This window comes from Microcoleus asticus IPMA8 (assembly GCF_013179805.1).
Lineage (GTDB): Bacteria > Cyanobacteriota > Cyanobacteriia > Cyanobacteriales > Microcoleaceae > Microcoleus > Microcoleus asticus.
The window spans coordinates 1-12,355 of the sequence record NZ_SRRZ01000033.1 but is presented as its reverse complement, the minus strand read 5'-3'; the positions used below and the strand labels follow the sequence as shown (position 1 = coordinate 12,355).

The following is a 12,355-nucleotide window of genomic DNA, read 5'->3' as shown; positions in this document are numbered from 1 at the left end:
TATCAGAAACAGCTTAAGAAGAAACATACACCCTGGGTCTAAGCGGCGGCGCACACAAAAGGAAAGGCTGCTAGGTCGCAATACGACACCCGGCTTAAATATTTCCTTTATTTATTAGTCCGCAGAGAGGGACGACAGGCAAGTGCAGAGTGCGATTTCAATCGCCGAGTCTTATAAAGGGGTTTTTAGTGCGGATTGGTATAAGGTGGGCATTGCCCACCCTAAATATACATATGCAAGTGTAATTCCTGTTGAAAAACCCGGTTTATCCGTCTTAGTACAAGTCTTAACCCTTAGTTATTAGCTAATGACTAATGACTAATGACTAATGACTAATGACTACTTATTCCCTTGAATAAAAGTTTGCACGACTGCATTAATTTCCGGGGAAATTTCTGTTACCAGCCGCACAGGGATTGCCGGTGTGGAAGCAAATTGCGCGTATTCTGATGTTAGAAAAACTGCATATTTGTCAGCTTCTGCCGTTAGTTGAGCGGCCGTGGCCAAACTTACAGCTTTAATATAATTGCGTATGCTAACAGCTTGGTCGCCGACAAGTTCATCGCCAGTAATTCCTGTACTAGGCCTGCGAACTTGGTCTAAAGTTGTACTCGGATCTTTGACGCTTAAGTGGGTTCCTCCTACAAAACCGACTAGCCATTTAGGAGATGGAATTTTCGGAAAGCAGGCAATTTGTTCGGCTAAGGCGGGAGTTGTTTTGTCGGCAGAAGATGCTACTATTAAGGTGGGAATTTGAATTGCACTTAAACCCGTTTCTCCAAATAATAATGATGCGATCGGATTCATGGCGATCGCCCTTTTAATCCTCGCATCCCGCAATTGATAGCGTTCAGCAGGCAATGCGGCCGCGGCGCACTGAATGCCTTCGCCCAAGCTGAACCCCATCAAATCCCCCTGACACCTTTGTTTGAGTCCGCTCAATTGCAGTTCGGCACCGGCCAAGGACAAGGCTGTAGCGCCGCCGAAGGAATAGCCAATAATTACCGATCGGTCGATCGCGATTTTCCCCTGCAAATTATCATCAGTTTGGTTCAATTTTGTCAGTTCGTCGAGCACAAAACTGATGTCTTTGGGACGGTCTAAAAACTCTTGAGGAGCTAGCAAGGGAGACTTACCCGCGATCGCAGCATTAGTATTCGTTTCATTGCTTCCCGGATGTTCTAAAGCTGCTACCACATAGCCGTGAGACGCCAAATGCTCGGCTAAGTAGCGCAAATCCGTGCGCACAGAACCCAAACCGTGAGAAAAGACGATCGTCGGTTTGTCGGCGGTCGCAGCTCTCGACCAGTAGACATCAACCGGAATAGGTCGATTGCGGGCGCTATCGTTCAAATCTAGCGCCCTTACCCGCACGCAATTAGGGCCGCGCTGGCTCGGGTCGAAAGGCAGGTTCAGGGCAGGTTTAACCGCTGCTAACTGAGGTGCGATCGCCGTCATAAACCGCTGAGTTTGCCAAAAACTTACGTTCAAATTTCCCAAAACAGCGAAAGCTCGATCGAGATCCACCACTAAGCGCGAGCTGGGATAAGATTCAATGAAACTCAATACCGATAAGCCTTCCGGGGCTTTGGCTCCCAGCACCAGAGCCGATCGCAGCGCTTCCACACCGGCACCGTCGCGCCTGGGTATGACTGTAGTCAAATCCGTCAGGATTGCAGTGCCGATGCCGGTATTTAGCAAGTTGCTCAGGCCGACTACATTTAGGGGAATTTTTGCTTGCAGCGCTCGAAAGATTTGACTCCGCTGTTCGGAGGACAGGAGATTGGCGTAAGCTTGCAGTTTTTCGGGGACTTTCCCTGTTTCTGCGAGTTCGCGCAAATCTGCAACCGATATTGACAATTCTAAAATACCTTTGCGGACAACAACAACCGTTTCTGCCGGTTTTACAGTAGATGTCACAGCACTGAAAGTACCCATCGCGATCGAACCCAAAACACTCGCCACCGAAGAAAACCATCTGAAAGCTGGTCTGATGCTCATTTTTACCTTATTGAACTAGAGGAGATATATCACCATATTCTCAAAATTTTCCCCTATGCCGAAAAATTGTCTAACTTGAGGCGCGATCGTCAAGCCCTCTGGGCATATTTACTTCCCGATCGCCCATTCCGCACCTAATTGCACTTCTGTTGTCGGTGCTAATGATGATGAGGAGTTGAATGATTTTTTAATCAGCAGCCGTAAAAATACAAACTTGGGGAGTGAAAAGAGGTTTTAATTTTATCCGTCTCTATTTATACTTTTATATTTGCTAATACCAGTTAAAAAAACAATAATGCAACTGTAGGTAAGCTCCAAACCAGACGGTCATCAGTCATTCCCAATCCTTTAATCTAAAAGCACAAATGGTATAAGCTGCTGTCTGTTTAAAAGCTTGTGGGGTGGGAATCCTGCCCGCCTATAAAGCTAAACTTGGAGTTCGAGAACTCATTACATAGAATTGCCAAGCAAAGGAAGATAGCCATTTACTTAATGTATTAAGCCCAATTGCTGCAAGGGAAAAGTACCGAATTGGTATTATAGATTCGCTATAAAATTCTTACCGAAAAATACGGTAAACCGAGTGTATTTCCGAACCGGGGAAAGCAACGGAATTTATCCTAGCAATTCCGTTGCATTAGGATTAAATCTTAACCGCAGATGAATCCAGATACAGAACATCATCTGCGGTTAAAATCTTCCTCAAGATACAGGAAAATAAACAACAAGCATGGAAATATCTGGGTGAGCCCGAGCGATCGCTTCCGGTTCTTTAAGAGCTCCCGGTTGTTCCCACAATTTCTGTTGGTGAGAAATTGCTGTTAAAATCAGCAAATCGTGTTCTAACAACTGCTGCGAAACTAGCTTGATAAAATTTCCCCGCACCCGATTTACCGGTATCTCAGAAAGAATTTCCACCTCCGCCGCACTTTTGTTGCTTTTTTCCCGTTTTGTTGTCACCAACACCACTTGCAAAGTCGCCTTGAGTTCGTCGGCCAAACTTTTAGCAATATCCACCGTTTCCTGAAATCCAAACTGAGTTAACTCGCTGTCAGTGACCGCCAAAATAACTCTGGCTGTATTCTGGATAGGATCGGGAAATCGAGCAATCAGTACGGGTACGGGCGATCGCCTTACCACATTGTCAATGATGCTGCCAAAAAAATTGTCGCGAGTCGTGGAAAATCCCTTCCAACCGCAAACTATTAAACTAGCCTCGCGTTCGGTTGCACTCCGCAGGATTCCGCGATCGATCGCATCATCTATCCTCGCGATCGGTTCAACCGCACAAGCAGCAGCATGGGCCACAGTTTCCGCAGCCGTCAAAAGTTGAGTTTGCTGCATTTTATCTGCGGGCGAAATTGCTTCCCCGCGATCGGACAAAATATGCAGTGGCAGCAAAGTTCCCTGAGAGCTTTTTGCTAAAATCAAAGCCAAACGCAGCAAATTATCTTCCGTACTCGGATTAGCAACAGGCACTAAAACTCGATCTCCCCATGAATTCTTTCCCGAAGTACCAGTCGGCAAACTCGACCCCGGCTGCTGCATTTGTTGACCCCACCGAGATACAATCCAAGGAGAAGCGACACAAGTTACTAAAATCATGGCAATGATGCCGTTCACCGTTACGCGATCGACCAATTTAATGTCAAAAGCAACCGTAATCGCCGCCAAAGTAGAAGCAGCTTGAGCAACAGACAGACCGAACATTACCATAATGTTCGGAAACTCAAAACGAAATAATTTCCCCGGTAGCCAAGCTGCCAAAAACTTGCTCACCACCTCTGCTAAAATCATCACCGCAGCCACCAACAAAGACTGCGGCTGCTTCACCAAAATTAGCGGGTCAATTAACATCCCCACAGAAATCAGAAAAAACGGCACAAACAGCGTATTGCCAATAAACTCAATCCGATTCATCAGCGGACTCATTTTCGGAATAATTTGAGTAATGGCAATTCCCGAGAGAAACGCACCAATAATTGCCTCAATCTCAATTAGTTCTGCTGCGTAAGAAACTACAAACAGGGTAGCCAATACAAATATAAATTCGGCATTTTCGTCATGTCCGAATTTCTTAAAAAACCAGCGACCGATTTTGGGGACTCCCCACAAAGTACCAAAAGTGTAGATAGCAAGAGATGGAATCAGAACCAGCCAAAAATCGAGAGTGAGATTTCCTTTGAAAGCTTTGACAACAATTGCCAGCACCAACAGCCCCAACACATTCGTAATTAAAGTCCCGCCCAAAGTCGTAGTAATAGTCTGAGTTCGCATCAATCCCAATTTGGTGAGAATTGGCAGCGCTAAAAGTGTGTGCGTAGCGAAACAAGAAGCGACTAAAATTGAAGCCAGCCAGCTATATCCCAACAGCAGCATCGCTCCCGTCCCCAATATCATCGGTAGCGAAAAAGTAGCCAGCCCAAATATGACAGCTTTGTCCGCATTCAGTTTGAGGTCGTCGAGGCTAGTTTCCAGTCCCGCTAGGAACATCAAAAACAGCAATCCTACAGTACCTAACAAAACAATAGTAGCGTCTCGTTGCAGCAAATTTAGACCGTTGGGCCCGACAATTACGCCAGCAATAATTAAACCGACTATTCCCGGCAATCGCAAGCGCTCAAATAACAGCGGCGCGAGTAGCATGATTGCTAAAAGAACTAGAAAAACGGGAACGGGGGCGGTAATTGGCCCGGAAGTTAACATAAATTTCACCCTAAATATTGGCAGCGAACTGCTACCATATTTAAAAGGAAATAATCAAAATGTCTATCAATCTAAAGAGGTATTCTCAATATATTACAGCGTAATTGGTAATAAGTAGGACTGGGCGCGAGTAAGTCGGTTTATTGGTAAAATATGGGTTTGATGACTAGAAATTGGGTGGATCGCGAACTCCGATTAAAAAAACTATATTTTTGTCTGGAGGCACAAAAAGCCGATTAAGAGTCAAAATAACAGGTTGTGAGCGATCGACGTTAACGCCGAAACCAGGTTTTTGCTCCTATTTGCGTCCACCACTATTTAGGTATCAAATGCAAGGGACACAGACATATATCCCCAGATGCAGCTTGGCAAACTCGCTCCTAATTCAGAAATCCGGTTTCTTAAAAAAACCGGGGTTTTCATCACAACAGACTATTTAAATGGGTTAGTCTTAGACGCGAAAAAACCATATTTTTACGCAACCTACTTAACCGTACCCTTACGGTAGCTAAGTATGTATTTGTTGTCAAGATTTGTCCATCTAATTTTCAATTATAGGCTAAGCGATTGACACAATACTAGCTCGCTCGTAAGGCAATCTGTTTGTCGGCAAAACCTCCAGATTAATTTGCAACGAATCCAAAGCCGGATTTTCGGCTAGCAGCTTTTGCGTCAAACTTTTATTAAGAATTTCCCAGAAATCCGTTTCATTGGGATAATTAGTCAAGAAACTGTCGATGCTTTTGTAAATCGGCACAAAGTCGGGATACTCATCCTGCGTAATTCCTGGTTTGTACTGATATTTGACATCAATATTGAGGTTATTCAAACCCTGGTGATCGATCGAGTAATTAGGAAGCTTGAAATCCCAGGCTTCGCCTAATTTACGATCTTGAGTGCGAGTAACGGTACTGCTGCGCTCGTAAGGCAATTGGTTGGTCGGTAAAACGTCCAAATTAACCGTCACAGACAAAATTGCCGGATTGTCAGAAAGCACTTTTTCGGTCAGATTTTTGTTGACAATTTCCCAAAAATCTGTTTCGTTCGGGTAGTTAACTAAAAGATTGTCAATGCTCTTGTAAATAGGCACAAAATCAGGATACTGATAATTTTGAATCCCCTCTTGGTACTTATAATTTACATCAATATTCAGGTTGTTTAACCCTTGATGATTAATTGGGTAATTTGTCAATGTAAAATTCCATTTCTCCGTCAGTTGAGCATCGGACGGAAAGAAAGCAATTCCTATTGGACGCTCTAGCTTGCTGTCGGGAGGGACAAAAATAGAACTGTTACTCGACCCCGGATTCCCCGATATTGGCAGCGGTTCGTCAGTCTGGCCGTTATACCGCAAAACCGCGCCGGCACCGTTAGCATTAGCGCGGTTGTCAAAGCCAACTGCAAACAAATTGCCGATCGGCGAAAAGGCCAAACTACCTACATAATTGCTACTGGGCGAAGTATCAGTATAATTGGTAGATAAAACCTTGACCAATTCCCCACTTTTTAAATTGTAGCGCCTGATATCGTTAGCAAAATCGCTGACATAAAGGTCGCCGTCAGCGGGCCCGATTGCCATTCCCAAAAGACTTGCAAATCCCTGACTCCGAGGTGAAGGATCGGGCGAAGCAAAGATACTTGACTGCCGGGTTTGCGGGTTGTAGCGCAGCACCTGACTGGGGAAACTTGCGCTAAAATCTGCTTTACCGTTGCTCGCAACACTCCCCTGCGTTGTCACATACAAATTGCCGTCAGGAGCAAACAGTAAACCGTTCGGGCCATTCAATCCTCCCGCTTGCTGATTTCCCGAAGCAAATACATCAATAAACTGTCCTGTTTTGCCGTTATATCGGATAATTTGGTCCCTCAAAAAACTGCTGACATAAAAATTACCGTCAGGGCCAAAAGCTAAACCGTAAGGGCGAAACAATCCGCCAGTTTCATCGACCGCCGTGTTCGGATTATCGCCGACAAACTTGTCAATAAATGCGCCCGTAATTCCGTCATACCGCAATACCGCAGATGCTGTCGGTTCTCCCGAATTTCCGGGCTTTTCGCCGCTACTAACGTAAATGTCCGACTTATCATCGCCGTTGCCATCTGGCCCAAAAACGATCGTATCTGGATTGGACAAACCGCCGCTTCCCGCTGGAATAAATTCGCCTAGAAAATTGCCGGTATTGCCGTCAAACCGAAGTACATTATTTCCCCTGCTATTGCCAACTAGGAAAGTTCCTTGAGGATTGCTGGCTTGAGTGCGAGTAACTTTGCTGGTTTGGTTGTAGGGCACGTTTTGGCTTGGCAAAACGTTGAAATCTATCTTAATTGCCGCCAAGGCAGGATTTTCGTTTAGGATATTTTGAGTTAAGTTTTTATTGACAATTTCCCAAAAATCTGTTTCGTTCGGATAGGTGGTTAAAAAATTATCAATGCTATTGTATATTGGCACGAAATCGGGATATTCATTAGGAGCGATTCCCGGCTTATACTGGTAAGCGACATCGAGATTGAGCGTATTTAATCCTTGGTGATTGATTGCGTAGTCTTTTAAGGAAAAATTAGCATCTTCTTTGATTTGACCGGAACGACTGCGGAAAACTGTACTTGCTAGCTCGTAGGGCAATATCTCCGTTGGCAAAACTTCAAGTTGAATCGTAACATCTGTCAGTACCGGATTTTCATTAAGCACCTTTTCCGTCAAATTTTTGTTAACAATTTCCCAAAAATCTGTTTCGTTCGGGTAGTTAACTAGGAAGTTATCAATACTTTGGTAAATGGGTACAAAATCGGGATATTCGTTCTGGGTAATTCCCGGTTTTAATCCGTAACCAACTTTGAGGTTTAGGGTGTTTAAACCTTGGTGTTCGATGGTGTAATCTGTAAAATTGAAAGCCCAGTTTTCATCAGGAAATAGGGAAGAAGTTTGGGATAGGGTGAGTTCTGGCCCGCCACCACTATCGCCAACAGCAAAATCCATCCCTGTCAGTTCGTCTGTCTGAGCTTGAGTGGAGACAGCCGTCTGGGATTTTAGACTACTATCAACTTTAAGATTGTCGCCTCCTGACGATTGGAGACCGAAGTCGGTGAATGGCTCAAAAAGGTCGATCGCACTACCAGTCGCAGCAGCCGGCCAATCGGGTTTTTGAGTCAAATCGTAGCTGGTATCAAATAAACCATTGGTATCGCCGACGGCAATTTTGCCGATCCGATTTAAGCGATCGAAATTACTGAATAAGTCTACTATTTCCGCTGAAACACCCGCAACATTTCCCTGAATAGGGTTTTCTTCAAACAGTCCTGCTGTCTTAAACATAGGCTATTTTTTTTGATACACCCGCGACCTAGAATGAATTTGACTAAATTTTACACTCTTTCCCAAAAAATTCAAGTAATTTAATAAGAAGTACCTTATATTTTACAAGAATTCAACCTGAAATTTGTCCCCTTTCTCAATCCTCTCGTTTGCCGTTGCATCGGTATTGTTCAAATGTCAAACAGTCAACAGTCAATAGAAATTTATGCCAAAAACCGGATTTCTTGTTCCCCGCGGACAAATCCTGATTTGGCATACCCATAAAAAAGGGAAACGTGCTTTTATCCCTTGCTCTTCCCTATTTAAAATCTAAAACCGGGAAAGGTTTCGCCGCTTCCATCTGCGCCGCTAAAGCAATTAAAGTTGCTTCCGCCGCCGGCCGCCCGATAATTTGAATTCCCACGGGCAAGCCGTTGTCATCTAAAATAGCAGGAAGTGCGATCGCAGGCAAACCGCTAGCATTAAACGGCGGACAAGGAGCAATCCAATGAATGATCCGCTGCAAAGTTTCTTCAAAACTCAAATCCGCCCACTCCCCAACCCGGATGGGGGAGTGCAGATAAGTCGGCAAAACTAACACATCAAATTTTTCAAAGAATCCCACAATCCGCCGTGAAATAACCTGCATTTGATTCACCGCCCGCAAATATTCCCCAGCCGAAATAGTTCTTTCTAACAGCCAGCGATTCATCGGTTCCAAAGCAGGGCCTGGAATGCCGCTTGCCGCCGCCCCCGACTGCCAAATTGCGATAAATGGTTCGATTAAACCCGTAAAATCCGGGCATCCAGGTTCGACATCATGACCCAAATCTGTCAATAATTTTACTGTTTCGAGTACCGCTTGCTGACAGGTAGCCGAAGCCTCGCCCACAGGGGAAATAGTGGTAGAAAAAGCGATTCGCAGTTTGCTCGACTTTTGACGGGAAGCCTCTAGAAACGTCGGATTTGAATCGGGTAGCCAGTACGGATCGCCTGTTGTGTAGCCTGACATCACGTCCAAAAGTGCGGCGGCGTCAGCTACAGTGCGCGCCAGTGGGCCGTTGGCAGAAATGCCACTGAGGTAATCTCCGACAGGTGCCCAGGAAACTCGCCCCCGCGACGGTTTAATGCCTACTAAACCGCAGCAGGAAGCTGGGCCTCGAATCGAACCGCCGCCGTCTGAACCTTGGGCGATCGCGCACAAACCCGCTGCTACAGCCGCCGCTGAGCCTCCGCTGGAACCTCCGGGCGTATAGTCTAAATTCCAGGGATTGCGCGCCGGTGGGAAACCTTCTGGTTCGGTGTAAGGTAATGAGCCAATTTGAGAGGTTGCTGTTTTCCCCAGAATGTTAAATCCCGCTGCTTTGATCCGCCAGACTACTGACTCGTCGTAGGCAGAGATGTTACCCAGCAAAGCCTGAGTGCCGTAGGTACAGGGAACGCCGGTAACGGGTGTCAAGTCTTTAATGGCGATCGGCACTCCGAAAAAAGGTGGCAATTCCTGTGGCTTGTTTAACCCAGCTAGTTTTTCGGTTTGAGATTTAGCCAGGGCGATCGCCCGCTCGGCCGTTACAGTAAAATAACTGCCCAGCTCGGGGTTTAATCGATCGATCCGTTCCAAGTAGAGATTGACAATTTCTAAAGGCGACACTTCCAGGGTGCGGATCGACTCCGCCAACTCCAGAGCTGGAGTAAAAGCCCGATCGACAGAATTCATCGGTTTAAGTCCTTAATAGTGGGCTAAAGTATCAATTTATACTTACTGGTTGCGGAAAACTCTTTTCATTAAAAAAATTCTCCAAAAATGTAGAAAATCCATATTCCGCCGTAGAGCGAGAGCGCTCGCATCCTCCAATTGGCATAATATTTCCTTATTAGTGAAGCATTATGACTCCCTCTTAGGATAGACTGAGTAGAACAGTCAAGCTTTTGTGCAAGACCCGCACAATGGCGATCGGCATTGTCCAACTCCCACAAATCATCTGTTCGAGTCAGCCTTCTCACCAACTTAAGGTAGCGCATATGACACAACAGCATCCGCCAGCTCCTCGCCCGCCCGTACCCGGAGCTCCCCCACTGCCCGGAATACCCCGCCCTCCAGCTCCAGGGATGCCCCCCAGAGCAGCAGGAATGCCACCAGCACCGCCGCCGGCACCAGCACCAGCACCAGCACCAGCACCGCCGCCGCAATCCTTCGCCACACCTAAAAACCCGAACTCTAGCAGCGGCGGAGTTCCGACTTTGAAAGAGCTAGTAATCCGAGCCAAAGAAGAAGGAGTATCCGACCTTCACCTCGGAGTAAACGAAGTTCCCCGCTTCCGCACCCGGGGCGAGATTGCCGACATCGGCTATCCACCGACGGATTTAGATACGTTTTTTGGCTGGTTGCGGGAGTGCATGAGCGATGAAGAAATTGAAATTTTCCAAAAAACTCTAGACTTTGACGGCGCTTTCGACTTCGGGTTCGTCCGCATTCGGATCAGTTGCATGGACTCCTTGGCCGGCCCGGCAATGGTGCTGCGGCTAATTCCTGCCAAAATAATGACACTGGAGGAATTGAAACTGCCGGAGGTATTTAGGAAAATATGCGGCTACCACAAAGGGCTCATTTTGGTGACAGGCCCGACAGGTTCGGGTAAGTCTACCACCTTGGCCGCGATGATCGACTACATCAATAAGAATAAAGCCTACAACATCATCACGATCGAAGACCCCGTAGAATTCGTACACGAAAGCAAAAAATCCTTGATCAAGCACCGGGAAGTCGGCAGGCACACCCTCAAGTTTATGAGCGCTCTCAAAGGCGCTCTGCGACAAGACCCGGATATGCTGCTAGTAGGAGAAATTCGGGACAGAGAGACGGTGGAAATCGCCCTCAAAGCCTCTCAAACCGGTCACTTAGTTGCAGGAACCCTGCACACCAACAGTGCCGTTAAGACCCTGAACCGGATTCTTGATATGTTCGGGGCGGAAGAACAGGATGCCATACGGGTTTCAATTTCCGAATCCCTAGTGGCGATTATTGCTCAACTGCTGTGCAAAACCACAGACGGGAAGCGGGCTGCTTTCCACGACGTTATGATCAATACCGACGTGGTTAAGGAATACATTCTCAAGGGCCAGAATGAGGAAATCAATCAAATCATGATCAAAGATACTTATGAAGGCATGACGACGATGAATAAGTCGCTCTACGGTCTTTATCAAGAAGGTCGGATTACTGAAGAACTTTGTGTAGAGAACTCGCCGTTCCCGAACGAAATGGCTCAGATGCTCCGAGGTCGAGTCTAAAGGTGGAGTGTTAACAGTTAACAGTTAACTGTTAACTGTTAACTTTAATTGGTGTACTTCCTTGAAAGTCGATCGCCCGATTTTGCCAGAATTTTTCAAAGGCATTGCGCTGTTTACACCCGGGGGAGACTTAATCTATTGCATAGACTCCCGCAAGCAAACTCGGTGGCACTTGCAGTTGTGCGTAGCTCTACAGGAGATCCTCGGTTTGTCGGAACCGCCGCATTTTCTGATACCTTGCTATACCGCAACCGTTGACTGCTGGCTCGATCCAGGCGATCGGCAGGTGCGGGTTGCTGCCGAGGCTTACCCCCCGGTGCTGCGACATCAAACCCTGCTGAATGCCATTTTTGGGACTGGCGACTTAGTGTGGCACCCCCGCAGCGAAGAAATGTGCGAACCGATGGCGATCGCTACTTATCACCAACAATTCCCCGAACTTTGGGAAAATCACGACTTAGTTGTACAGTATGCCAGCCCCGAAGCTCGATCGGACTCGATCGGTTCGATCGTATCTCCCTCATCCTTCCCGCAATCGCAGCAGACTCCGCTTCCCAAACAAACAGCACTCACCCCACCACCACAAACTCAAGGGTACGTTTTGCGCCTCTTTGTTTCCGGCAGCAATCCCAGCACCGAACGCACCCTCGAAACTTTACACCAGTTCTTAGAGCAATGCCTCGATCGTCCCTACACTTTGAAAGTAATTGATGTTTTAAAACATCCAGAACAAGCTGAGGCAGATCAGATTTCAGCAACTCCTACTTTGATTAAAATCTGGCCGAAACCCGTGCGGCGAATTGTCGGCGAATTGAACGATGATGAAAAAATAATGCGGCTGCTGAGATATTCGGAATTTTAGATTTGGGCGAAGATTTAATACTGGCGATCGCGCGTTGAGTAGCCCGGGAGCATAACACTTATGCGATGAGTACAAATACTCTGAAAGACCATGCCCCTCATTAGTCCATAATTAGGGCTTGCTGAATAATCGATCGCAAATCAATAACAAGAGTGATCGATATATTCAAGCTCGGTTAAAGATAAGTTTTTTTTGTATCAATT

The 12,355-nt window shown here is 46.4% G+C and carries 6 protein-coding genes; 2 read left to right on the top strand and 4 right to left on the bottom strand.

Features of this window, described 5'->3' with window-relative positions; all coding sequences use genetic code 11:
* Window positions 1-339: 339 nt before the first annotated feature.
* The 4 genes from E5S67_RS11160 to E5S67_RS11145 all read right to left on the bottom strand — a co-directional run bounded on the left by E5S67_RS11160 (window position 340) and on the right by E5S67_RS11145 (window position 9,716).
* Window positions 340-2,001: an alpha/beta hydrolase gene (locus tag E5S67_RS11160; protein WP_172187109.1), complete on the bottom strand. Its 1,662-nt coding sequence runs from the start codon at window positions 1,999-2,001 to the stop codon at window positions 340-342.
* 702 nt (window positions 2,002-2,703) lie between these two features.
* Window positions 2,704-4,707 (bottom strand): cation:proton antiporter domain-containing protein, encoded by a 2,004-nt coding sequence (locus E5S67_RS11155; protein WP_172187108.1) that lies wholly within the window; start codon window positions 4,705-4,707, stop codon window positions 2,704-2,706.
* A gap of 559 nt (window positions 4,708-5,266) precedes the next feature.
* Window positions 5,267-8,020: a Vgb family protein gene (locus E5S67_RS11150; protein ID WP_172187107.1), complete on the bottom strand. Its 2,754-nt coding sequence runs from the start codon at window positions 8,018-8,020 to the stop codon at window positions 5,267-5,269.
* A gap of 298 nt (window positions 8,021-8,318) precedes the next feature.
* Window positions 8,319-9,716 (bottom strand): amidase, encoded by a 1,398-nt coding sequence (locus E5S67_RS11145; protein WP_172187106.1) that lies wholly within the window; start codon window positions 9,714-9,716, stop codon window positions 8,319-8,321.
* Window positions 9,717-10,021: 305 nt separating this feature from the next.
* On the opposite strand from E5S67_RS11145, the gene E5S67_RS11140 reads away from it, so the two are divergent.
* Entirely contained in the window at window positions 10,022-11,290 is a 1,269-nt protein-coding gene (locus E5S67_RS11140) for a type IV pilus twitching motility protein PilT (protein ID WP_172187176.1), read from the top strand.
* A 61-nt stretch (window positions 11,291-11,351) separates the two neighbouring features.
* Window positions 11,352-12,152, top strand: a complete 801-nt coding sequence (locus tag E5S67_RS11135; protein WP_172187105.1) for a circadian clock KaiB family protein — start codon at window positions 11,352-11,354, stop codon at window positions 12,150-12,152.
* Window positions 12,153-12,355: the final 203 nt, after the last annotated feature.

Bases quoted from the DNA above. Each gene is read 5' to 3' on its own strand.
- E5S67_RS11160 (WP_172187109.1), bottom strand. From the start codon at position 2,001: ATGAGCATCAGACCAGCTTTCAGATGGTTTTCTTCGGTGGCGAGTGTT.
- E5S67_RS11155 (WP_172187108.1), bottom strand. From the start codon at position 4,707: ATGTTAACTTCCGGGCCAATTACCGCCCCCGTTCCCGTTTTTCTAGTT.
- E5S67_RS11150 (WP_172187107.1), bottom strand. From the start codon at position 8,020: ATGTTTAAGACAGCAGGACTGTTTGAAGAAAACCCTATTCAGGGAAAT.
- E5S67_RS11145 (WP_172187106.1), bottom strand. From the start codon at position 9,716: ATGAATTCTGTCGATCGGGCTTTTACTCCAGCTCTGGAGTTGGCGGAG.
- E5S67_RS11140 (WP_172187176.1), top strand. From the start codon at position 10,022: ATGACACAACAGCATCCGCCAGCTCCTCGCCCGCCCGTACCCGGAGCT.